This window comes from Streptomyces sp. NBC_00820 (assembly GCF_036347055.1).
Classification (GTDB): Bacteria; Actinomycetota; Actinomycetes; order Streptomycetales; family Streptomycetaceae; genus Streptomyces.
This window is the reverse complement of sequence record NZ_CP108882.1, coordinates 7,223,535-7,246,972: the sequence shown is the minus strand read 5'-3', so window position 1 is coordinate 7,246,972 and position 23,438 is coordinate 7,223,535. Positions and strand designations below refer to the sequence as shown.

Genomic DNA, 23,438 nt, shown 5'->3' with positions numbered 1-23,438 from the left:
GCGCCGCAGACCGGAGCCGGCCTGATCCGGAAGAAAGACCCTAGCCCGCAGTGGTCCGGCCGGGCGGCCGGGGATCCCTCACCAGGGACCCCGGCCGTTCGTCGTGAGGAGGCGGTCGATCGTGGCCGGGTCCAGCGCCGGGTTCGCGGCGGCGGCGTGAGCCAGTTCGTCGTCGCCGAGGAGTTCCGCGAGCCTGGGCCGCGGGAGGTTCGGGTGGCGGGCCAGGGCTGCGCGCACGTTCGGGTCGGGGTCCCGGGTGAGCCGCTCCACGGTCGCCGCCGCGGCCTGCGGGTCCCGCGCGGCCAGGGCGCGGACCTGCGGATCCTCGTGGCCGGCGAGCGTGGCGAGGCCGGCGGTCGGGAAGTTCGGCCGGGTGATCAGGTGGGCGCGTTCGGGGCCGGTGTACTCCAGGAAGCCGCGCAGGAGGAGGGCCGGCGGGGCGTCGGGGTGGTTCTGGGCCAGCAGCACGCGTACGCCGAGGTCGTCGTCCTCGGCCAGCCGGGCCACGAGGTCCGGCGGCAGCGCGTGGTCCTCGGCGGCCTCGCGGCGCAGCATCGGGTGTCCGGAGAGGGCGGCACGGCGGACGGTTTCGGGGTCGCGGGGTGTCGCGGGGGCGGGGTAAGCGCCGAAACGGCAGTCGAGGGGGACGTCGTAGTCGATCGCGGCCCGTTCCTCCTCGCTGAGCGCGGGGTGCACGGAGACGGCCAGCCGCACCGCCCGCTCGGGGTCCCTCGCGAGGGTCGAGCGCTCGCCGGGTCCCAGATCCGCGCGGCGGGCGACCGCCCCGCGCACGTCCGGGTCCGGATCGGTCACGAGTGCGCGGCGCTCGGCGGTCCGCAGGTCCGCGCGGCGCGCGACCGCTCCGCGCACCTCCGGGTCCGGATCGGCGGCGAGCAGGACCACCACCTCGGCCGGGAGGCTGGGATTGCCGGCGATCATCGCCTTGTCGTCCTTGCCGGCCGGAGCGGTGAGGACGCCGTCCACGACGGCTCTGCTCAGCGCCCGGTGGAGCAGCATGTCGGTGCGGGCATGGCACGGTCGCGGGGGCAGGGCGCTTTCCACCCAGGCCGGGTCCTCGTAGCGCGCGTGCCGCAGGGCCGCCTCCCGGACTCCGCCGTCAGGGTCCGCGAGCAGGGCCGCCCTTGTGTCCGGTGACAACCGGTTCCACTGCATGACCCCCCAGCGGCGCACTTCCGCGACCGGGTGCGTGGGCATCGCCCGCCACAGCCCGGGGGAGATCTGCCGGTAGAGAGACTGCAGGAGTTCGTTGTCGTACGTGCTGATCATGTGGACGACCGTGGCGTCGGGCAGTGGGCCGGGCCGCGCCGGGAACTCCGTGCGGGGGCCCTCGGCGAGGTTGGCCCGCACGATCCAGTCCGGATCGTCCACCAGTCGGGCCCGCCGGGCGGGGTCGACGTGCGGATTGCTGGCGAAGAAGCCGCGCGTACGCGGGTCGGGGTGCTCGATCACGGCGTCGACGACGGCCTCGGGCACTTCACGGTCCCGGCACAGCACCATCCGTACGGCCAGAGGCGCGTCGGCGAGCAGCCGTAGCAGGACATCCTGGGTCACCGCCGGGTTGAGCGCGATGCCGGCGAGCCGGCGTGTGGCCAAGTCGGCTTCCTGCCAGATCTGTTCAGGCGTGGGCATGCCCTGGACTCCCCCGTGTGTCATCCGGCCCCCCGGGGCCTCCTGCGTGGCGAGCCTACGCGGCAGATCCCAACATCCTTCACACGCAGCGCACATCGGCATCCGCCCGGCACAACCCCAGTGCGTGGGGCGCCGGTTGCAACCTGGGAGGGAGTCATTAGGGTGCGTGTCGTGAGCACGTACACCGATGAGAACGTTCCGGGCCGTTCCGGCCCCCACGCCACCACCGAGGCCGAACCGCGCGAGGTCGGCCGGGTCCGTACCGAGTACTCCCCCGCCCATGACGGCGACCCGGATCCGGGGGAGATCGTCTGGACCTGGGTGCCGTTCGAGGAGAACGACGGCCGGGGCAAGGACAGGCCGGTGCTGGTCGTCGCCCGGGAGGCGGCCGGGACCTTCCTCGCCGTGCAGCTGTCCAGCAAGCGGCACGACAGCGACCGGGAGTGGGTGGCGATCGGCAGCGGGCCGTGGGACCGCTCGGGGCGCGACTCGTGGGTGGCCGTGGAGCGTGTGCTGCGGCTGCACGAGGACGGCATGCGCCGGGAGGCGTGCGCGCTGGACCGGATGCGGTTCAATCTGGTCCGCCACCGGCTCCACGAGCGCTACGGCTGGACCTGAGACACCGGCCCGACGGCGGACGCCCGCACCGGCAGCGCCTCGGGCCCCGACTCGGCGGCTGACGCCCGCGCCTTGCAGTGCCTCGGGCCCCGGCTCGGCGGCGGACGCCCCCTCGCGGCGACCGCACCTCAGGCCCCGGCTCGACGGCCGACAGCCGGCAGCCGGCAGCTGGCAACCAGCGACCGGCGACCGGCACCAACGCCCGTACAGGGCCGGGGCCGGGCCTGAGGTCCCGGGCGCAGCGCACCGGCGTACCCCGGGCGAAGCGCGATGCCGTACCCCCGGCGGAGCGCCGCGCCGCCACTCGGCCCCGCGGCACGTGGACCGCTCCCGTCCGACCTAGCGGACCGGCTGCCCCTCCGGGAACGCCACGGCGAAAGCCTCACGCACCACGGCACCCCGTGTGCGGTCCAGGACGCCGAACACCACGTGTGCGAACGTCTGCGAGAACCGGCCACCCGGGCCGAGCAGGTCGCGGAACGCCCCCGCGACCTGGGCCGGATCGTTCTGGAAGACGCCGCAGCCCCAGGCGCCGAGCACCAGGTGCCGGTAGCCGTGGAGGGCGGCGGTCTCCAGGACCCGCTCTGCACGTGCGGCGAGGGCGGCCGGGAGGTCACCGGCGCGTTCCGGTGCCGTACGGCGCACCACGCCGGCGTTGGGGGCGGCCGCCGTGAGGAAGCCCGCCGCGTACGGCCGCGCCAGCAGCCGGCCCCGGTCGTCGCGGAACACCGGCACGGCCGGGCTGTGGATCACCCGGTCGGAGTAGAGCGGGTCACGGTGCGCGCGGTGGTGGTCGTAGAAGGCGCGGGCCTGGAGCAGACAGGTGTACAGCGCCGAGGCGCGGCAGAGGGCCTCTTCCTGGGCCTGGGCGCCGTTCAGGTAGCCGCCGCCCGGGTTCCGGGCCGAGGAGAAGTTGAGGACGGCCACCGGTGCGCCGGCGGCCAGTCGGCGGGCGGCCTCCAGGCTGCTCTCGCCGGTGACCTCGAAGAACGTGCCGGTCTCAGGCGCTCCGGGCGCCCCCGCCGGCACCAGGACCGGTTCGGGGCCGTACATCCTTGTCGCCGCCCTGGCGGCCTCGACCTCCGCCGTCAGGGACACCTCCGCGCCGTCCGGCGCGCGGTAGCCCCCCGCCGCCACGATCGCCTCGGTCTCCGCCGCGATCCCGCGCAGCCGCGCGCTCATGGCGCCACCCCCGTGGGCGCCATGAGCGCGGACCTCGTGTTCTTCCCCGTCGTGCTCACGCACGCATCCTGAGTGATGCTGGTGAGGCGATGCAACGGAGTTTCCCTGGCCCGAAGCGGGCGGAAACGCGCGAGGAAGCGGTGATGACCGATCCCGAACGTCCCGATGGGCGCCCTTGTGCGATTCGGTGCGAGGGTCTTGGGTGGGACGAGTGCCTGCCCGGCCCACCGAAAGCCGGGACGGCGACATGGTGGAATCTCAGGAGGATCCCGACATGTCCAACTCATTGAGCGATGGCGGTGAATGTACGGAAAGTCGTACCGCCGTCACCGAGGCCGAGGTGGAAGCCCTCGTACGGGGAATCTGCTTCAAGACCGGCCCGCCCCGCACGCTCGGGGTCGAGGTGGAATGGCTCGTCCACGAGCTGCGGCTGCCGCAGCTCCCCGTGACACCCGAACGACTCGCAGCGGCCTACACCGCCCTGCGGACGGTGCCGCTGCACTCGGCGCTCACCGTCGAACCCGGCGGGCAGCTGGAGCTCAGCTCGCCCCCCGCCGCCTCCCTGATGGAGTGCGTGGACCTCGTCTCCGCCGACCTGGACACCGTCCGCGCCGTCCTCGCCGAGGACGACCTGGGACTGGTCGGCGTGGGACATGACCCCTGGCACGCACCCCGCCGTTTCCTTCACGAACCTCGCTATGACGCCATGGAGGCGTGCCTGGACCGCACGGGCACGGCCGGCCGGCACATGATGTGCGCCTCGGCCTCCGTCCAGGTGTGCCTGGACGCCGGGTACGAGGAGCCGGGCCCGCTGGGGCACGAGGAGCGCTGGTGGCTGGCGCACCAGCTGGGCGCGGTTCTGGTGGCCGCGTTCGCCAACTCCCCCGTGGTCGGGCGGCGGCCCACGGGCTGGCGGTCCACCCGGCAGCTGGTGTGGATGGAGATCGGCGCGGGCCGCGCCGGTGCGCCACCGCCGGACGGCGACCCGCGGGCCGGCTGGGCGCGGCACGTCCTGGACTCACCCGTCATGTGCGTCCGCGGGGACGACGGCCCGTGGGAGGTCCCCGAAGAGCTGACCTTCCGCGAGTGGACCCGCTCGCACTCCCCCCGGCCGCCCACCCGGGCGGACCTCGACTACCACCTGACCACACTGTTCCCGCCGGTCAGGCCGCGTGGCCATCTGGAGCTGAGGATGATCGACGCACAACCCGGCGACGACGGCTGGATCGTCCCGCTCGCGGTGACGGCGGCACTGTTCGACGACGCCGAGGCCGCCGAGACGGCCCACCGGGCCGTGAAGCCCCTGGCGGAGCGCGCGCTGAACCTGCCCGCCCCGCACAACCCGCTGTGGGCCGACGCGGCCCGGGACGGTCTCACCGACCCCGAGCTGCGCGACGCCGCCGTCACCTGTTTCTCGGCGGCGCTCCAGGCGCTGCCCCGGCTCGGCGCCACCCGCGCGGTCACCGACGCCGTGGCCGCGTACCTGGGCCGGTACGTCATCCAGGGCCGCTGCCCCGCCGACGACCTGCTGGACCGCCTGCGCCGCACGGACCACCGTGCCCACGGGAGGAAGGACATCCGCACATGACCGCCCCGGAGACCGGCACGCCCGTGGCCGGCGCCGAGGCGCTGCGCGACCGCGCGCTCGCCTCGCTCACCACCGCCCGCGCCCGGACCACGCTGCTGACCAGCTGCGTCGAGGACCCCGACCTCACCGCCCAGCACTCCCCGCTGATGTCACCGCTGGTCTGGGACCTCGCGCACATCGGCAACCAGGAAGAGCTGTGGCTGCTGCGGGCGGTCGGCGGCCTGGAGGCGATGCGGCCGGAGATCGACGGCCTGTACGACGCCTTCGAGCACCCGAGATCCGAACGCCCCTCGCTACCGCTGCTGCCGCCCGGGGAAGCCCGCCATTACGCGGCCGAGGTGCGCAAGCGGGCCCTGGACCTGCTGGAGACCGCGGACTTCCACGGCACCCGGCTGACCGAGGCGGGTTTCGCGTTCGGGATGATCGCGCAGCACGAACAGCAGCACGACGAGACGATGCTGATCACCCATCAGCTGCGCACGGGGCCACCGGTCCTGACCGCGCCCGACCCCGGCCCGGCCCCCGCCTTCACCGGACCGGCCGAAGTCCTCGTCCCCGGTGGCCCGTTCACCATGGGCACCTCCACGGAGCCGTGGGCGCTGGACAACGAACGCCCGGCGCACTCCCGGGAGGTGGCGCCCTTCTGGATCGACACGGCCCCGGTGACGAACGCGGCCTACCTGGCGTTCATCGAGGACGGCGGCTACGACACCGAGCGCTGGTGGACGCCGGAGGGCTGGGCGCACGTACAGAAGCACTCCCTCACGGCCCCGCTGTTCTGGCACCGGGACGGCGGCGGCCAGTGGCTCAGGCGCCGCTTCGGCGTCACCGAGGCCGTACCGCCCGACGAGCCGGTGCTGCACGTGTGCTGGTACGAGGCGGACGCCTACGCCCGCTGGGCCGGGCGCCGGCTGCCCACCGAGGCGGAGTGGGAGAAGGCCGCCCGGCACGACCCGGCGACCGGCCGCTCGCGGCGCTACCCGTGGGGCGACGCCGACCCCTCCCCCGAGCACGCCAACCTGGGTCAGCGACACCTCGGGCCGGCCCCCGCCGGGAGCTACCCGGCCGGTGAATCCCCGCTCGGTGTGCGGCAGTTGATCGGCGACGTGTGGGAGTGGACGGCGAGTGACCTCACGCCGTACCCGGGGTTCACGGCGTTCCCGTACAAGGAGTACTCGCAGGTGTTCTTCGGCCCCGAGTACAAGGTGCTGCGCGGCGGTTCGTTCGCGGTCGACCCGGTGGCCTGCCGGGGCACGTTCCGCAACTGGGACTACCCGGTCCGCCGGCAGATCTTCTCCGGGTTCCGCACCGCCCGCCCGGAGACCGCCTGATGTGCCGCCACCTGGCCTATCTCGGCCCCGAGGAGCCGCTCGGCCGGCTGCTGACGGAGCCCCCGCACAGCCTGCTCCGGCAGTCGTGGGCCCCGCGACGGCAGCGGTACGGGACGGTCAACGCCGACGGTTTCGGGGTGGGCTGGTACGCCGCGGACGATCCGGTGCCGGCCCGCTACCGGCGGGCCGGGCCGATCTGGGCGGACCTGTCCTTCGCCGACCTGGCCCGCGTCGTACGCTCCGGCGCCGTCCTGGCCGCCGTGCGCGACGCGACGCTGGCGGGCGCGGACGGCGAGGCCGCCGCGGCGCCCTTCGCCTCCGGGCGGTGGCTGTTCAGCCACAACGGGGCGGTCCCGGGCTGGCCGGACTCCGCGGCCCCGCTGGTGCCCGCGCTGCCCCCGGCCGACCTGCTCTCGCTCCAGGCGCGCACCGACTCGGCGTTCGTCTGGGCCCTGGTCCTGCACCGGCTGCGCGCCGGGGACGCGCCGGACCGGGCGCTGTGCACGACGGTGCGGCAGATCGCCGAGGCGGCTCCGGAAGCCCGTCTCAACCTGCTGCTGACCGACGGCGCCACCATCACCGCGACCGCCTGGGGCGACAGCCTCTGGTACCGCGCGGAGCCCGGCCGGGACGTGGTCGTCGCGTCGGAGCCGTACGACGACGATCCCCTGTGGCAGGAGGTCCCCGACCGCACCGTCCTCACCGCCGACCGCACCGGCGTGCGCCTGGCTCCGGCCGCGCCGGGCGCCACTACGGCCGCACCCACCCCCACAGCCACCACCGCGGCCGCTCCAGCCTCACTGGGCACACCGGCCCCGGTGGCCGGGGAGCCCGCCTCCGCCCTCCCGAAGGAGTCCTGTACGTGAGCCCCCTGCACGTCACCCGCACCCTCGCCGAGGACGCGACGGACGCCGCGCTGCGCGCCGACGTCCTCGCCGGCCTCACCGCCACCCCCAAATGGCTGCCGCCCAAGTGGTTCTACGACGCCCGGGGCAGCGAGCTGTTCGAGAAGATCACGCGGTTGCCCGAGTACTACCCGACCCGGGCCGAACGCGAGATCCTCGCCGCGCGCTCCGACGAGATCGCCGCCGCGAGCGGTGCCCGGACCCTGGTCGAACTCGGCTCCGGTTCCTCGGAGAAGACCCGCTATCTCATCGACGCGCTCACCTCGCTTCAGGCCTACGTCCCGGTCGACGTCAGCGAGAGCGCCCTCGTCCAGGCCGGCCACGCGCTCATCGAGGAGCGGCCCGGCCTCGAAGTGCACGCGCTGATCGCGGACTTCACCGCCCCGCTCGCGCTGCCCGAGACACCCGGGCCGCGCATGGTGGCCTTCCTCGGCGGCACGATCGGCAACCTGCTGCCCGCCGAACGGGCCGACTTCCTCTCCTCCGTGCGCTCCCTGCTCTCGCCGGGCGACAGCCTGCTGCTCGGCACGGACCTGGTGAAGGACGAGCGGGTCCTGGTCCTCGCGTACAACGACATGCTGGGGGTGACCGCCGCCTTCGACAAGAACGTCCTGGCCGTCGTCAACCGCGAGCTGGGCGCCGACTTCGACCTCGACGCCTTCGACCACGTGGCGCTGTGGGACGCGGAGCGGGAGTGGATCGAGATGCGGCTGCGCTCACGCGTGGCACAGACGGTCAAGGTGCCCGCGCTGGACCTCGCCGTGCACTTCGCGGCGGGCGAGGACCTGCGTACCGAGGTGTCGGCGAAGTTCCGCGAGCAGGGCGTCGCCGCGGAACTGGCGAAGGCCGACCTGGAGCTGACCCACTGGTGGACGGATGCCAAGGGCCGCTTCGCGCTGTCGCTGAGCGTGGCCCGCTGAGGGGCCGGGCGCGCGGACGGCGGCGACGCCTCGCGCGCCGGACGGTGATGCGGCACGGTGGAATACGGCGTGACATACCGGTCACGAGGGACATGAGGCCATGAGGCACGCCGCCGCGGTCCCGCGGCGGAGAGGAGCACTCGCATGACGAACAACACCTACCGGGTCACCGAGATCGTCGGCACCTCGCACGAGGGCATCGACCAGGCCATCCGCAACGGCGTCACCCGCGCGGACCAGACCCTGCGCAACCTGGACTGGTTCGAGGTGACGCAGGTCCGCGGCCAGATCGAGAACGGGCGGATCGAGCACTACCAGGTGTGCATGAAGGTGGGCTTCCGCCTGGAGGACTCCGCCTGACTGACGACGGACACCGCCTGCCCCGCTCCCGCCCGCAGGTCCGGCCCTCCCCGTCGCGGGCGAGCGGCACAGGATCTCCAGTCCGGTGAACCGGGCGGGCCTGCGGTGGGCGTTGCCCCGCATGTGGACGCGGCCTCGGGCAGGCCCCGCACGAGCGGTGGCAGCGGAGAAGACCGCCGGGCTCAGGCAGCGGTCCGAACCGGTTCGGTGTCCGGTCAAGGCCGTCGCACAGGTGGTTCGGCTTCTCGTCGACCGCCTGGGGCGTCGGCGGTTCAGCTGTCCTTGCCCTCCGGCACCTGCGCCGGCAGCGCGGCGGTGGACGCGCAACCCGCGGCTTCGGCGACGCTTCTCGCCATCGAGTTGAGGATCACCATCCGGTCTCTGTCCACGCTGTCCCCCCTCATCCGGCCGGCCGGCGCCGCCATCTCCGCCTTCACGTAGTCCGTGTCGCCGACGACCGCGCCATCGCGCGTCGGCTTGGTCGGACAGCGGAAGAAGAGATCGGCTCCCGTGGGACCGGCCAACGCGTACACACCCAGGAGATAACTGACCCTGTCGCCGCCGGCTTCGGGACTCGGGGGATGGTTGACGGAGGCCGAGAACCGGACCTCGAGCAGTGGTTCTCCACTCCCGTCACCGCTCTTGTACACCCGGCACGCGCTTCGCTCGAGGTACTCGTCGTGCAGATGCCCGACCGCTCCGCTCAAGGAGAACGTGTTGGACTCACCGGCCTCATTGGTCCCGGTGAGTTCATCGAACCGATCCACGCCGGACAGGTGTTGCAGCGCCGCGGCAGCCGAATGATCGAGTGTTCCCTCACAGACCTTGCTGGCCGCCATGTTCGCGTTCGGCTCGCGACCGTCCCCCTTGCCGGAGTCGTCGCTGCAACCGCCCACAAGAACGGCCACCGCCACGCAACAGAGGGCTCGCGCACGTACGCCACATGCCGAGAGTCGACGCATTGTGTGTCCTCGCTCAGTCCTTGTACGGAGGTCGACCTCGGTAGTCGTTCTCATGCGAGCCCGTACCCAGATAGCTGCTCTTCGTTTCTTCGATCCACTGCTGGTCGTCAGCCGTCCCTCTCGCCCTCGGGTGGCCCTTGAAATAGGCGTCGTAGGTCGTTCCGAGGTCGTCGACCCCCCTGCCATAGAACTCCCGGCTGGTCATCTGCGACTGGCCGATCGGGTCGGCTTCCGCTGCGTCCGTGGCCTTGTCGATCTCGTGTCCGACCAACGTGTTGGCGGCGTCCGTGAGCGTGTCCGCGGCGAGAGGGGCGATCACGAGTGCGGCGGCCGTCGAACCCGGCAGCGGGACGGCGGCGACACCGCCCGCGATGACAGCTCCCGCCACCAGTTTCTTCCAGTCGGCCGAACGGCCCAGCGCCTTGTTGGCGTCCTCGGAGTCCGCTTTGTAGGTGGTTTCCGCCTGCTCCACCCGGGAGTTGTCCAGTATTCCACGGGCCTCCGCGCCGACCGCCATGATGTCCCGGGCATGGTTCATGTTGGCTTCGCTGGTGGGCGGATGGGCATCCAGCATGCTCAAGGTGTAGAGGTGCTGTGCGGCCGTCACAGCCTTGTGCGAGTCCTCGTTCTGGCCGAGGACGCTCAGGAAGTCGATGGCTCCCTGGTTCCCGAGCTGCGCGCGTCCGGCGTACCGGGCCGGAAAATCGGTCGCGTCCTTGCTGTGGTCTCCGATGCCGGACAATTCGTAGTCGATGTCGTCGATGTATGCCCCGGCGATCTTGCCCAGGCTGTCTGCCAGCTCGGGCTGGCCGTGCAACATCTTGGGGGCGTCTTCGCTGCCGTATAGATAGGCCACCTGTTCCATCACTGCGGCGGTCGCGCCGGTGCGGTGGTCGCCACCGGCCTTGACGGCATCCGTGCTGACGTCGTACGCGTACCCGGTCGTGGCGGCCTCCAGCGCGTGACCGAGCGAGTTGCGTCCTGCGACGTAGTCGTGCTTGCCCCCCATCCCCACGTCGGAGGCCCAGACGCGCTCCTTGGTCAGGTACTTCAGGTGGTCGTTGACCTCAGATGCCTTGTCGACCTTGTCACCCGCGCCGTCGGGTTGGGCGAAGAACTGTGCCGAGGCGTCCGGGTTGTGGCCCAGCGCCTCCAGGAAGCCGGTCACGGGATCGCAGCCACGATCGTTCTTGTAGTCCCAGAGGTTGAGGTTGCTCTGGTGGGCGTTGTTGACCCACAGACTGATGCCCTCGCCGTTGACCTGCTTGTCGTAGGCAAGGAGCTTGTCGCCATAGCCGTTGAGGAACTGGTCGTCGTAGTCACCGAAGCGCATCAGGTTGCTCATGACCGCGTAGCCGGTCGGATTGCCGGCATCGTCGATGCCGAGCTGGCCCGGGCCCAGCTTGATCATCCGACGTTCCCAGCTCTGCATCTTGTCGCTGTCCGAAAGCGTGGCCTCACCGATGACGATGCCGAGGTTCTTCTGGAGCTGCTTGGCCTGCTTGCCGCGTTCGGGGTCGTAGCCGCCCTGATAGGGGTCGGCGATCCCCGCGTAGAAGGTGAGAACCTTCTTGGGGCCGGCCTGCTCGGCGAACTCCTCGGCGAAGAGCGGGTCGTTCTTGTACTTGGCCAGGGTCGCGTTGAGTGAGGCGAGCTCCGTGTTCGTCACGTCGTGCGGGTTCTTCGCGAGGATCTTGGCGAGCCTGTCGGCGTCTGCGACGGTCTTCGCCGCGGAATCCCGGTCCTCGTAGCCGGCGTCCGCGAAACCGAATGCGGCCTGGTCCACGATGAGGCGCAGTGCCTTTGCGGCGGTGGAGTCGCTTTCGGTGGCCTTGTCCAGGATGCGCTGGATCTCGTCGCGCAGGTCGTCGACAACCCGCTGGTCCGTCGCGCCGGCCTTACCGCTGGGATCGGACGCCCAGTCGGGGCGGGTGCTCTGCGTGACCACGAAGCTTCCACTGCCGGTGTCCATCACGGTCAGGTGATGCTGATTCGTGCCCCGCTCGATGGCCGCCTGAACCTGGTCACGGTAGCCGACGAGTTCGTCACGGGTGTCGCCGAGGATGTTTGCGACGGTGTCGGCCTGCGTGTGGGCGTCGGAGAACTCGCCGGCCGTCTTGTCGATGAACTCACGAGTCACAGTGGCGTTCACGCCCGCCCAATTGGCCTTGTGAGCCTTGCGCTTGAGGTTCTTCTCGGCGTCCTCGGCGAGGGCCTTGAGCTTCTTCGCCATGTTCCGCCAGTCGGTGATCGACTCACCGAGCTGATGAAAGTTGCCGTGACGGAGTGCGTCGAGATCCATCGGCTCAGCTGCCCTTCCGCTCGTCGAATCCCTGGTCGAGCGTGGCGATGCTGCTCAGCGTGCCGGCGATGTAGGCCTCGTCCTCGGCGTGCGCGCCCTTGGTGTAGTCGAGGTGGTTGGAGATGTGTGCCGTGGCATCGAGGAGCGTCTGAACCTGGTCCACCCAATGCTGTGCGACATGGTCGAGCGCGGAGCCGATTTCGAACCCCTCGCCCTTCAAACCGTCAGCAGCCTTGAGCGAGTTCATCCGGGCCAGGTCGCTGTCGTGCTGAAAGGCCTGATGTAACTCGTACGCGGCGTTGCCGACCGCAGCGAGGTCTGCCTGGTTGACGCGGAGGTCTCCCTGAGGGTTGACCGTCCCGCCAGGGTCGGGCGGAATGTGGTTGAGCTGCATATGCGGTGAGCCTTGCCGGCGCTGCTGGGCGTCACCTTTCAACTGTTCCCATTCGTCCCAAGCCACCAGTGGAACCCCTCCCCGTGACCGCCATCGGCTGCCGTCCGCTCCCATCGGTCTCCGGGACCCGGATGTGACTCGCGGGAGCGTTTGCCGCACGCTAGCAACTCTTCACCTCACCGGGTACTCGGCACAACGTCGCCACCGATCTCGTGCTGAGGTCTGATGAAGATCAAAGGCGTGTGGTGTGCCGCCGGCTCCGGCTGCGGCCCTTTTCTCTCCGCCTCGGGAATCCCGGGCCAGCCTTTCCCTCCGTCTCGGGAATCCCGGGCCCGTCACGGCGTTGAAACCGGTGTGAGTGCAGTGATCTCCCGGACCAGGTTCTCCGTTCTCGACCGCTCCCGTACGCGCGCGGGGCGTCCGCCCGGCGAGGCGTTGCGGGACACCGTCGCGCTGGCGCGGGAGGCGGAGGCGCTCGGTTACCACCGGTTCTGGGTGGCGGAGCACCACGGCGTACCCGGGGTCGCCGGGTCCGCGCCGACGGTGCTCGCCGCCGCGGTGGCCGGTGCCACCCGGGCGATCCGGGTCGGCACCGGCGGGGTGATGCTGCCCAACCATCAACCTCTGGTCGTCGCCGAGCAGTTCGGGGTGCTGGAGGCGCTCTTCCCGGGCCGGATCGACATGGGTCTGGGCCGCTCGGTGGGCTTCACCGACGGTGTGCGCAGGGCGCTCGGCCGGGACAAGGACGTCGCCGAGGACTTCGCGGCGCAGCTCGGTGAGCTGCTCGGCTGGTTCGAGGGGGCCTCACCGACCGGGGTGCGGGCCCGTCCGGCGGAGGGTCTGCGGGTGCCGCCGTTCGTGCTGGCCATGGGCGAGGGCGCGCGGATCGCGGCCGGTGCCGGGCTGCCGATGGTGATCGGTGATCTGCGTGACCGGGAGCGGATGCTGCGCGGCATCGACCAGTACCGCTCCCTGTTCCGTCCCTCCCCCTGGGCGGCCGAGCCGTACGTCATCGTCTCCGGCACGGTCGCGGTCGCCGGCACCCCGGACGCGGCGCGGCGCCTGCTGGCTCCGGAGGCCTGGGCGATGGCGTACGCGCGGACGCACGGCACCTTCCCGCCGCTGGCCCCCGTGGCGGATATCGAGGCCCGTGCGATGACCGCGAAGGAACGCGATCTGTACGAGCGGGGTCTGGCGGGGCAGCTCGCCGGCACCGAGGAGGAGGTCGCCGCCGGGCTGGAGTCGGTGCTGAAGGAGACGGGCGCCGACGAGGTGCTGGTCACGACCAGTACCTACGGGCGTGCTGAGCTGCTCGACTCCTACCGGCGGCTCGCGTCGCTGTTCGCTCCGGGCGACGGACGCCCGAGATGCGAAGCGGACGTACCCCGGTGACCCTGGGAGAGAAGCCTCAACAACGAGGAGGGCTGTCATGTCGTCCTTCATGGACAAGATCAAGGGCATGCTCAAGGGTCATGAGGGCATGGCCGACAAGGGCATCGACCAGGCCGGCGACTACGCCGACAAGCGGACCGGCAACAAGTACCAGTCCCAGGTCGACACCGCTCAGGACAAGATGCGGGACGAATTCGGCACGCGCCCGCCGCGCGACAACCCCCCGCAGCCGTAGCGCTCCAGGGCGACTGGCATCGTCGGGGTTTCCGCCGGTCCGGCCGATCCTGTACGGAGTGTCACCTCGATGCACAGTCAGCATGACGACTACGTCCGCGTCCACGGCGCCCGCGAGCACAATCTCAAGGGCGTCGACGTGGACATCCCGCGGGACGTGCTGGCCGTGTTCACCGGCGTGTCCGGCTCGGGAAAGTCGTCGCTGGCGTTCGGGACCGTGTACGCCGAGGCGCAGCGGCGCTACTTCGAGTCGGTGGCTCCGTACGCGCGCAGGCTGATCCACCAGGTCGGCGCGCCCAAGGTCGGCGAGATCACCGGGCTGCCGCCGGCCGTCTCGCTCCAGCAGCGGCGCTCGAACCCCGGCTCGCGCTCGTCCGTCGGCACGGTCACCAGCCTCTCCAACTATCTGCGCATGCTGTTCTCACGCGCCGGTGACTACCCGCCGGGCGCCGAACCGCTGTACTCGGACGCCTTCTCCCCGAACACGCCGATCGGCGCCTGCGAGGAGTGCCACGGTCTGGGCACGGTCCACTGGACCACCGAGGAACTGATGGTCCCCGATCCCTCGCTGTCGATCCGGGAGGGCGCGATCGCCGCGTGGCCCGGCGCGTGGCAGGGCAAGAACCTGCGCGACATCCTGGACACGCTCGGCATCGACGTCGACCGGCCGTGGCGCGAGCTGGATCCCGAGCAGCGGGAGTGGATCCTGTTCACGGACAAGACGCCGGTGGTCACGGTGCATCCGGTGCGGGACGCCGACAAGGTGCAGCGGTCGTACCAGGGCACGTACATGAGCGCCGACCGGTATGTGCTGAAGACGTTCTCGGACTCCAAGAGCCCGGCGCTGCGGGCGAAGGCCGAGCGATTCCTGGTCACCGCGCCGTGTCCGGCGTGCCACGGCACCAGACTGCGCCCGGAGGCACTGGAGGTGACGTTCGCGGGCGGCAACATCGCCGAGCTGGCGGCGCTGCCGCTGACCGACCTGGTCGAGCGGCTGCGGGACGCGGCGCGGGGCGACGCCACGTCCGAGACGGCACGGCTGCTCACCGAGGACCTCACCGCGCGGATCGCGCCCGTCGTCGAACTCGGCCTCGGCTACCTCAGCCTGGACCGTACGGCCCCCACGCTCTCGGCCGGCGAGCTGCAACGACTGCGCCTGGCAACGCAGTTGCGCTCGGGGCTGTTCGGCGTGCTGTACGTCCTGGACGAGCCGTCGGCCGGGCTGCACCCGGCGGACACCGAGGCCCTGATCGCGGTGCTGGAGCGGCTCAAGGCCGCCGGCAACTCGGTGTTCGTGGTGGAGCACCACCTGGAGGTGGTGCGCGGAGCGGACTGGCTGGTGGACGTGGGTCCCGGCGCGGGCGAGCACGGCGGGCAGGTGCTGTACAGCGGCCCGGTGCCCGGCCTGGCCTCCGTGCCCGGCTCGGCGACGGCCCGCTTCCTGTTCGACCGGGCCACCGAACCGCCCCGCCCGCTCCGTGAGCCGCGCGGCTGGGCGCGGGTGGGACCGGTGACCCGGCACAATCTGCGCGAGGTGACGGCCGAGTTCCCGCTGGGCGTGTTCACCGCCGTCACCGGGGTGTCCGGCTCCGGAAAGTCCACGCTCATCGGTGAGTTGTCGGAGGAGCTGGAGGGTGTCGAGCGCCTGGTCCGGGTGGACCAGAAGCCGATCGGGCGCACTCCGCGCTCCAACCTGGCCACCTACACGGGCCTGTTCGACGTCGTACGGAAGGTGTTCGCCGCCACCGACGAGGCCCGCGAACGCGGTTACGGGGTCGGGCGGTTCTCCTTCAACGTGGCGGGGGGACGCTGCGAGACCTGCCAGGGCGAGGGGTTCGTCAGCGTGGAGCTGCTGTTCCTGCCGACCTCGTACGCGCCCTGCCCGGACTGCGGGGGCGCCCGCTACAACCCCGAGACGCTGCAAGTCCCGTACCGGGGACGGAACATCGCCGAGGTGCTGGACATGACGGTCGAGGAGGCGGCGGAGTTCTTCACGGACATCCCGGCCGCCGCCCGGAGCCTGGGCGCGCTGCTGGACGTGGGGCTCGGCTATCTGCGCCTGGGCCAGCCCGCGACCGAGCTGTCCGGCGGCGAGGCCCAGCGGATCAAGCTGGCCAGTGAGTTGCAGCGCGGCCGGCGCGGGAACACCCTCTACCTTCTGGACGAGCCGACGACCGGCCTGCACCCGGCCGACGTGGAGGTGCTGATGGACCGGCTGCACGGGCTCGTCGACGCGGGGAACACGGTCGTCGTGGTCGAGCACGACATGACGGTCGTCGCGGACGCGGACTGGGTGGTCGACCTGGGGCCCGGGGGCGGTGACCGGGGCGGCCGTATCGTGGCGGCCGGTCCGCCGCGGCTCGTCGCGGCGGCGGAGGGCAGCGCGACGGCGCCCTATCTGGCGAAGGCCATGCCGACCGCGCCGGGGCTTGCCTGAGACCTGCCCGCGCCGGGCCCGCCTGAGACTGATACCTGTCCGCGCCGGGCCCGCCCGAGACCTGCCCGCGCCGGGAGCCGCTCGTCACGCCCACTTCAGGCGCCGCGTGTTCCGTCCGATTCCGGGCGCCCCGCCTTCCCTCACCCTGTGCATCGATCCGGTAACCGAGTTGTGCAATCACCGCCTCGGACACGTGTCCCCTGACGGACAATGCGGTCGTGTCCACCTCACCCGATCCCGACGCCGATCCCGTTCCCGACCCCGACCTCGATCCCGATCTCGGCCTCGATCTCGACGTAGACCTCGACGACGGCACTCCCGTCCGCTTCGTGCTCGTGTCCGCGGCGGGCCCGGCGCAGGCACCGCCACCGCCGGCCTCGCCGGACGACGACCTGCCCGAGGGCCTGGGCACGGCCGTGCCCGTGGGCAGCTTCGGCACCGCGGTGGCGAACTTCACGGGCGATGCCCTGCGCGGCGCGCTCCGGCCCGTCGCCCCGTTGCTGCAGGAGGTCCACAACGCCGCCACCGCCGTGCCGCGGCCGCCCACGGAACTGACCGTCACCTTCGGCATTCAGGTGGGACAGGACCTCAAGTTCGGCATCGTCGGCGCGGCGGGGCAGGCGCACCTCACGGTCACCGCCAGCTGGAAGCCCCCGGCGGGCGCCGGCCCGACCACCACCACGGGGTGACGCGTGGGGTGGTTCAAAGCCGTGGGGAACGGTGCCGACGACCCGTCCCACCATGTCGTGTCGGTACGGCTGCCGGGCGACGGCAAGGCCGCCGGAGCCGGCTTCCTGCTGGCCCCGGACACGGTGCTGACCTGCGCGCACGTCGTCAACGCGGCACTGGGCCGGGCCCCGTTCGAGTCCAGGGCACCGGGCGTCGTCGAGGTGCCCGTCGAGATGCGCGCCGAAAGGGCGGGCAGGCAGGGCCGCGTCGCACGCGTGGCGCACTGGATTCCGCCGCGCGCGCAGAACGGCGGGGCACCGGCCCCCGGGGCCGGCGAGTGGCACGGTGACCTGGCCGTCCTGCGCGTGGACGGACCTGCCTTCGGCCTGCCCGCCGCTCCCCGCCAGGCCCACATGACGGTCGGGCAGGAGGTCGGCGCCTGGCACGGCAGCGGCCGTGCCGCCACGTTCGCCCGGCTCAGCGTGACCGCGCTCCACGGCTCGCACGGCTACGTGGACGGCGCACCGACGGGTATGGCGGTCGGCCCCGGCTACAGCGGCAGCCCGCTGTGGTGTGCGCGGGAGGAGGCCGTGGTGGGACTCGTCGTCGCGCACTTCATGCCGCGGGAGCGGGCGAGCGGCGCCCCGGTGGAGTTCGACCCGCAGCGCGTCATCCGCCGCAGCTGGGCCATCCCCTGGCAGGCCGTCGAGGCCGAACTGCGCCCGCTCGGCGTGCTGGACGGCGTACGGCCCGCTCCGGTCGACACCGGCGAGCCCGCGTTCCGGCTCCTGCTGGACGCGATCGAGGACGTGTTCCCGTCACCGAGCAGCCGGGGTGACTGCGCCCGCCGGCTGGCCCGGGCCTGCGGTGTGGGGCACGGCAGCGACGTCGTACCTCCCTCCCCGGAGGAGTTCGTGGCGTTCCTCCTGGCGCACCCGCGCGCGCTGGCCGCCCTGGCCGGCATTCTGCGCCGCGACGACCCGCGGGCGGCCGAGCACATCCTGGCGGCGGGCGCCCTCTCCCGCGTGCCCCGGCTGCTCTCCCCGGCGGAGTACGGCGAGCTGCACGACCAGCTGCGTGCCATGGACCCGGCCGTCCTCGGCCGGTTTCCCGAGGCGGTGCGCGCGGCGCTGCCGCACCTCGCGGCGCTGCCCGGCGCGGACACCCTGGACGCGCTGATCGACCGCCTGGAGGCGCTGCCGGGGGACGGTCACGCGGGCGCCGGGGAGCGCCGGGTGCCCGCGCTGCTCCGGGTGATCGAGTACCTGAGCGCGCTGTGCCCCGACACCGGACGGGCGTACTTGCGCATGTGGGCGGACGGGGTGTCGCGCCGCCTCGGGATCGAGCGGTCGGCGCTGGCGGAACGGCGCTACGACGCGCAGGAGTGGGGGCGTTCGGTGCTGGCCCGTGCCCTGCGCGTACGCGTGCTGGTCCAGGTGACGAGGGCAGGCCGGAACCGGCACCGGATCCGTATCTGGTGCGACGAGGGCGCCGGGCCCCGCCAGGTTTCCACGGACAGCGTCCAATCCTTCTCGGACGCCGAGGCGGCCCGCGAGGTACTGCGTGTCCTCGACTCGCTCACCCCCTCGCCCGAGGACGAACGTCCGCCTCTGGTGGAGGTGCTCGTGGACCGCGGCGGTCTGAACCTGCCGGTCGACGAGTGGGCGGCGCGCGATCCGGACGGATCACTGCCCGGCGTGCTCGGCGTGGAGTTCCCCCTGGTGATGCACTGTCCGGAACTCCTGCGCCGCAACGGGCGGTTCGTCTCGCGCTGGCGCAGCAGATGGAACCGGCTGGACTCCGGCAAGGAGTTCGTCGTCTCCGAACCCATGGACCGGGACACCCTGTACTCCCGGCTTGTCAACCAACTCGACACCGTACGCGTCTCCGTGGACGTACCGCCCGGCACCCGGGACGGCATCGTGCAGACCTGCCTCGCCCTGGGCATACCTGTGGTGATGTGGGACCGCTGCCGGGACGGCACCTCGCCGAGCCTGCGGCACATGGCGCGGGTGGCCACCCCGGAACTGCCCGACGGAGTGCACACCTATCGCGCCAACGCCAAGGCCAATCCGCCCGAGTTCCCCGGCCGGCCCGTTCTCGCCTGGGCCGACGCCGACCGCGACGTGCCCCGACTGCACCTGACAGAACCTCAGGAGAGCGCATGACATCCGCCGCCGAGGCCGACTGGCAACTGTTCCGAGGTGACGGTGTGCCCAGGGCCGTCACGCTCCCGCCGGCTCCGCCCTGGCGCCGCTTCACCCCGGCACCGGCGCTGCGCCCCGAACAGCCGTACGTGATCGATCCCCGGCACGCGGACGTCGTCAACGCCGCGCTGCATCTGCGCCGTCCGCTGCTGGTGACCGGTCCCGCCGGCACGGGCAAGTCGTCCCTGGCCCGGGCCATCGCGCACGAGCTGCGCCTGGGCGAGCTGCTGCGCTGGTCCGTCACCAGCCGTTCCACCGTGCAGGACGCGCTGTACAAGTACGACGCGATCGGCCGGCTGCGGGAGACCACGCTCAACCGGGACCGCGGCGAGGAGCAGGCGTCCATCGGCTCGTTCATCCGGCTCGGGGCGCTCGGCACCGCGCTGGTGGCCTCCGCCGCCCCCCGCTGTCTGCTGATCGACGAGATGGACAAGGGCGACGTGGACCTGCCCAACGACCTGCTCACCGTCTTCGAGGAGGGCTACTTCGAGATCGGTGAGCTGGTCCGGCTCCCCGCGGACATGGCCGACGTGGAGGTGCAGACGCTGGACCACCGGGGCACCGTCCGGGTGCATCAGGGGCTGGTGCAGTGCACGGAGTTCCCCGTCGTGGTGATCACCAGCAACGGCGAGCGGGACTTCCCGCCCGCGTTCCTGCGCCGCTGTCTGCGGCTCGAACTGCCGGTGCCCGACGAGGACCGGCTGCGCACCATCGTCGCGGCACACCTGGGTGAGGAGGCGCTGCGGGAGGCGGACGACCTGGTCGACGCCTTCCTGCGCCGGCGCGCCCTGGGCGAGCTGGCCACCGACCAGCTCCTCAACGCCGTGTTCCTGCGCGCCGGAGGCGTCGACCTGGACGCGGACGGTCTCCTGGACGCCGTTCTGCACCAGCTGACCGGGGCGATGTGACCATGGCGGGCGGCGGTGACCGGCTGGCCGAGGCGCTGCGGGTCCTGTCGGCCTGCGGTCACGACCTGGACGCCCACCAGGTCCTGGACGTGTTGTGGCTCGCCCGCCGGCTGCCCGTGGGGGCCGGTGCGCCGTTGCGGCAGGAATCACCCTCGCCGCGGCCCTGCGCACCGGAGTCCGTCCCCGAGCCCGACCGGGCCGCTCCGCGGCCCAAGGAGCCGGAGCACGACGATCCGGACCTGCCCGACCTCACCGCTCCCGACCTGTACGCGGCGGCCCGGCAGACCCCGGTCCCCGAGGTGCGTGTCGTCTCCTCTCCCCCGGAGGCCCGGCGGGCGATGCCGGTGCGGGTGCCCGAGGACAAGGCCCTCGCCGACGAGCTCGAACTGGGCCGGGCCCTGAAGCCTCTGCGGCTGCGCGTGGACAGCCGGCACCGCCTGGAGACGGACGAGGAGCGCACGGCCGACCAGGTCGCGGAGACGAATCTGCCCGACGTGGTGGAGCGGCCGGTGCGGGAGCGCTGGCTGAACCTCACCCTGCTCGTCGACGACGGGCTGTCGATGCTGCTGTGGCACCGGCTCAGTGCCGAACTGCGCTCCCTGCTGGAGCGCCTGGGCGCCTTCGCCACGACCCGCGTCCTCGGCCTCGACACCCGCGCCGCGCGCGAACCGGGTCTGCGCGCACGCCCGTTCCGGCCCGACAGCAGCCCCGTGCCGCTGAGTTCCGTCAACGACCCTTCGGGCCGCGGGCTCATCCTCGTCGTCAGTGACGGCATGGGCGCCGCCTGGCGGTCCGGTGCCGTGCACGGGCTGCTGGCCGGCTGGGCGAAGCGCGGGCCCGTCGCGGTCCTGCAGACACTGCCGCCCGACATGTGGGAGGCCTCCGGCATCGCCGCGGAGCGGTGGGAGGTCACCACGCGCCGCATCGGGGGCGCCAACTCCTCGTGGGAGATAAGGGATCCGGTGCTGCCGGCGGAGCTCTCCGCGTTCGAGGGCGTGCCGGTTCCCGTGCTGGAGCCGGTCCCGGCCTCGCTGCGGGACTGGGCCCGTCTGCTCTCCTCCCCCGGCACCACCGCGGAACTGCCCCTGCTGTCCCTGCCCGACCAGTACGGCAGCGTGGCCGCCGCCCGGGACCTGACCAGCGCCCAGCACTTCCGGGACGCGGCGAGTCCGGAGGCGTACCGGCTCGCCGCGCACCTCGCGGCGGTCTCCCCGCTCTCGGTGCCGGTGATGCGGCTGGTGCAGTCGGCCGTGCCCTGGACCGCCACGACCTCGCACCTGGCCGAGGTGTTCCTGGGCGGGCTGGTGCGACCGCATCCGGCGCCGGTGCCGGGTCCGCTGCCCGCCAAGCACCGGGTGTTCGACTTCTCCGAGGGGGCCAAGGCCGTGCTCCTCGACGCGGTCCCGCAGGACGAACTCCTGCGCACGAGCCGCCGGATCGGCCGTCATCTCGAGCAACTCGCGGGCAACTCCCCTGACTTCCCCGCCTGGCTGGCCCATCCGGACGGCTCCGCCCATCTTCCCGGCTCGCACCAGCCGTTCACGAGCGTCGAGAAACGGCTGCTCACCCGGTTCGGGGTGTCGTTCGCGCGGACGCCCGCCCTGCCCACCGCCGCGTCCGGGCCCGCCGCGGCCACGACCGACGGCTGGGAACCGCTCACCGACACGGACCCCGCCCGGCTCGGCGCCTACCGCCTGCGCGGCCGGCGCCGCGGCCGACGCACGGTGGTCTACCGGGGCGTCGACCCGAACGGCACGGAGGCAGTACTGCGGATCCCGCGCCCCGATCTGCCTGCCGCCAACGCCCAGTTGATCGCGGTGGAGGCGGAGGCGCTGGCCCGGCTCCAGGGCCAGTACGCGCCCGCGCTGCTCGCCACCGGACTCGACGACTCCCCGCCCTGGCTCGCGATGACCCCGATCCAGGACGCGGACGCGCCGGACGTCCAGCCGCCTCGTCTCGCCGAGGTCTTCGCCGGGGCCCTGCAGCGGGGCACCGCCCCCTTCGACCTGGTGCGCGGCCTGCTGGTCTCCTGGCATCTGGCGAACGCGCTCGCCCTGTGCCACGCCGGCGGACTGGTACCCGCGGACTTCGGGATGGACAACGTGTTCGTCCTGCGTCGCACCGTCGCGCTCGCCGACCTGTCCGACTACGCCGTGGACGGCGACTATCTGGGCTCCGGTCCCGCGCCGAGTGTCGCGAGCAGCATGCGTTCCCTGGGCGTGATGCTCAAACTCATCAGCAGCAAGGCGGGGGTGGAGGTCCCGAACCTGCCGGAGGGCATGCATCTGTGGCAGGGGGACGGCTGGGAGCAGCTCCGCGGTCTGGTCGCGCGCTGCCTGGACGAGGACCCGGCCGGGTGCCCGACGGCGAGCGAGGTCGCCGACGTGCTGGCCCGGTACATCGCCCAGGCCCGCATGCGGCACGGCGGCTCCGCGCAACCCGTCCCGACGGCCGGCGGCAGGACGGCGCCTTCGGTGCCGCTCACTCCGCCGCCCCGGCCTGCGGATTCCCCGGCGGCGGGGCGGCGGCTCCCGCTGCCCCGCTTCGGTGGGGCACGGACCCTCGCCCAGGAGCGCCTCGCCCGGCTTCGTACCCCGCTCACGCACAGCAGGCGGCTGACCCTGATCGGCGCCGAGCACTACAGCGGCCGGGCGACCACCACCATGGCGCTGGGCTCGCTGCTGGCCACGGTGCGGGACGAGCCCGTCCTGGCCCTGGACGGAGCGGCCACCGAAGGGGCGCTGGGCGCGTTCCTGCCGTCCGGTCGCAACCGGGCCGTCCCGCGCGATCTGGCGGCCCTGCCGCTCGGTCCGTCGTACGAGGAGGTCCGCGCCCACACCACGCGGCTCGCCTCGGGCCTCGAAGTGACGGCCCACCCCGCGGGCCACTTCGGGCCGAACTCCGCACACGCGCAGGAGTACACGCGCGTGCTCTCCCACACGGCGCCCTACTACGGCTTCGTCCTGACCGACTGGGCACCGGTCCGTGTCGACCGGCCGCTGGACGTGGTCCTGGACCACACGGACCGGCTGATCGTGTGCTGCGGCACGACCGACTGGTTCAGGGACGCGGCGGTGCGCACCCTCGGCCTGCTGCGGGAGGCCGGACGCCACCGCCTGGCGGACGACGCGGTGGTCGTGGCGACGCGGACCGACGGCTCCTACCCCCGTGGGCCGGCCGAGGACTTCGCGCTGCGGCTGCGCCTCCGGTCCGAGCAGGTCGTGCACGTGCCCTTCGACAGCGCTCTGCAGTCCCCGCACTGGCGGCTCGGAGACCTTCGCGCGGCCACCGTGAGCGCCTTGCTCCAGCTGGCGGACCTGGTCGTACGACCGCTGCCGCCGGAGCCGGAGACGTCATGACCCGGGGAACTCCCGCGGCG

At 72.5% G+C, this 23,438-nt stretch carries 18 protein-coding genes; 13 read left to right on the top strand and 5 right to left on the bottom strand.

Annotation, left to right across the window (positions count from 1 at the left end):
• Positions 1 to 78: 78 nt before the first annotated feature.
• Complete coding sequence (locus OIB37_RS32305; RefSeq protein ID WP_330461143.1) at positions 79 to 1,650, bottom strand: hypothetical protein; 1,572 nt, start codon at positions 1,648 to 1,650, stop codon at positions 79 to 81.
• 171 nt (positions 1,651 to 1,821) lie between these two features.
• Between OIB37_RS32305 and OIB37_RS32300 the strand changes: the two genes are divergently transcribed.
• Positions 1,822 to 2,268, top strand: coding sequence for a type II toxin-antitoxin system PemK/MazF family toxin (locus tag OIB37_RS32300; RefSeq protein WP_330461142.1), 447 nt, complete (start codon positions 1,822 to 1,824; stop codon positions 2,266 to 2,268).
• Between the two features lie 339 nt (positions 2,269 to 2,607).
• On the opposite strand, the gene OIB37_RS32295 is transcribed toward OIB37_RS32300, so the two are convergent.
• Positions 2,608 to 3,450: a TIGR02452 family protein gene (locus OIB37_RS32295; protein WP_330461141.1), complete on the bottom strand. Its 843-nt coding sequence runs from the start codon at positions 3,448 to 3,450 to the stop codon at positions 2,608 to 2,610.
• 274 nt (positions 3,451 to 3,724) lie between these two features.
• On the opposite strand from OIB37_RS32295, the gene egtA reads away from it, so the two are divergent.
• The 5 genes from egtA to OIB37_RS32270 all read left to right on the top strand — a co-directional run bounded on the left by egtA (position 3,725) and on the right by OIB37_RS32270 (position 8,554).
• Positions 3,725 to 5,038 carry an ergothioneine biosynthesis glutamate--cysteine ligase EgtA gene (egtA, locus tag OIB37_RS32290; RefSeq protein WP_330461140.1) on the top strand — a complete coding sequence of 438 codons (1,314 nt, stop codon included), beginning with the start codon at positions 3,725 to 3,727 and terminating at the stop codon, positions 5,036 to 5,038.
• Complete coding sequence (gene egtB, locus OIB37_RS32285; RefSeq protein ID WP_330461139.1) at positions 5,035 to 6,369, top strand: ergothioneine biosynthesis protein EgtB; 1,335 nt, start codon at positions 5,035 to 5,037, stop codon at positions 6,367 to 6,369. The genes egtA and egtB overlap by 4 nt, the downstream gene beginning before the upstream one ends.
• Positions 6,369 to 7,235 carry an ergothioneine biosynthesis protein EgtC gene (gene egtC / locus OIB37_RS32280; protein WP_330461138.1) on the top strand — a complete coding sequence of 289 codons (867 nt, stop codon included), beginning with the start codon at positions 6,369 to 6,371 and terminating at the stop codon, positions 7,233 to 7,235. The genes egtB and egtC overlap by 1 nt, the downstream gene beginning before the upstream one ends.
• Positions 7,232 to 8,194, top strand: coding sequence for an L-histidine N(alpha)-methyltransferase (egtD, locus tag OIB37_RS32275; protein WP_330461137.1), 963 nt, complete (start codon positions 7,232 to 7,234; stop codon positions 8,192 to 8,194). The genes egtC and egtD overlap by 4 nt, the downstream gene beginning before the upstream one ends.
• Before the next feature lie 144 nt (positions 8,195 to 8,338).
• Complete coding sequence (locus tag OIB37_RS32270) at positions 8,339 to 8,554, top strand: dodecin (RefSeq protein ID WP_330461136.1); 216 nt, start codon at positions 8,339 to 8,341, stop codon at positions 8,552 to 8,554.
• A gap of 272 nt (positions 8,555 to 8,826) precedes the next feature.
• Here OIB37_RS32270 and OIB37_RS32265 read toward each other — a convergent pair whose 3' ends face one another.
• From OIB37_RS32265 to OIB37_RS32255, 3 genes are all read right to left on the bottom strand, one after another.
• The gene (locus tag OIB37_RS32265) at positions 8,827 to 9,468 is read right to left on the bottom strand and encodes a hypothetical protein (RefSeq protein ID WP_330461135.1); all 642 of its coding nucleotides are present in this window, start codon (positions 9,466 to 9,468) and stop codon (positions 8,827 to 8,829) included.
• Positions 9,469 to 9,529: 61 nt separating this feature from the next.
• Positions 9,530 to 11,818 (bottom strand): hypothetical protein, encoded by a 2,289-nt coding sequence (locus tag OIB37_RS32260; protein WP_330461134.1) that lies wholly within the window; start codon positions 11,816 to 11,818, stop codon positions 9,530 to 9,532.
• Positions 11,819 to 11,822: 4 nt separating this feature from the next.
• Positions 11,823 to 12,278, bottom strand: coding sequence for a hypothetical protein (locus OIB37_RS32255; protein ID WP_330461133.1), 456 nt, complete (start codon positions 12,276 to 12,278; stop codon positions 11,823 to 11,825).
• Between the two features lie 288 nt (positions 12,279 to 12,566).
• On the opposite strand from OIB37_RS32255, the gene OIB37_RS32250 reads away from it, so the two are divergent.
• From OIB37_RS32250 to OIB37_RS32220, 7 genes are all read left to right on the top strand, one after another.
• Complete coding sequence (locus tag OIB37_RS32250) at positions 12,567 to 13,604, top strand: LLM class flavin-dependent oxidoreductase (RefSeq protein WP_330461132.1); 1,038 nt, start codon at positions 12,567 to 12,569, stop codon at positions 13,602 to 13,604.
• A 37-nt stretch (positions 13,605 to 13,641) separates the two neighbouring features.
• Positions 13,642 to 13,839: an antitoxin gene (locus tag OIB37_RS32245; RefSeq protein ID WP_330461131.1), complete on the top strand. Its 198-nt coding sequence runs from the start codon at positions 13,642 to 13,644 to the stop codon at positions 13,837 to 13,839.
• Positions 13,840 to 13,908: 69 nt separating this feature from the next.
• Positions 13,909 to 16,275 carry an excinuclease ABC subunit UvrA gene (locus OIB37_RS32240; protein WP_330461130.1) on the top strand — a complete coding sequence of 789 codons (2,367 nt, stop codon included), beginning with the start codon at positions 13,909 to 13,911 and terminating at the stop codon, positions 16,273 to 16,275.
• 218 nt (positions 16,276 to 16,493) lie between these two features.
• Positions 16,494 to 16,964, top strand: a complete 471-nt coding sequence (locus tag OIB37_RS32235) for a CU044_2847 family protein (RefSeq protein WP_443058231.1) — start codon at positions 16,494 to 16,496, stop codon at positions 16,962 to 16,964.
• A gap of 3 nt (positions 16,965 to 16,967) precedes the next feature.
• Positions 16,968 to 19,112: a VMAP-C domain-containing protein gene (locus OIB37_RS32230; RefSeq protein WP_330461129.1), complete on the top strand. Its 2,145-nt coding sequence runs from the start codon at positions 16,968 to 16,970 to the stop codon at positions 19,110 to 19,112.
• The gene (locus OIB37_RS32225) at positions 19,109 to 20,059 is read left to right on the top strand and encodes an AAA family ATPase (protein WP_330461128.1); all 951 of its coding nucleotides are present in this window, start codon (positions 19,109 to 19,111) and stop codon (positions 20,057 to 20,059) included. The genes OIB37_RS32230 and OIB37_RS32225 overlap by 4 nt, the downstream gene beginning before the upstream one ends.
• 2 nt (positions 20,060 to 20,061) lie before the next feature.
• A complete protein-coding gene (locus OIB37_RS32220) occupies positions 20,062 to 23,418 on the top strand; it encodes an SAV_2336 N-terminal domain-related protein (RefSeq protein ID WP_330461127.1) in 3,357 nt (1,118 codons plus the stop codon).
• Positions 23,419 to 23,438: the final 20 nt, after the last annotated feature.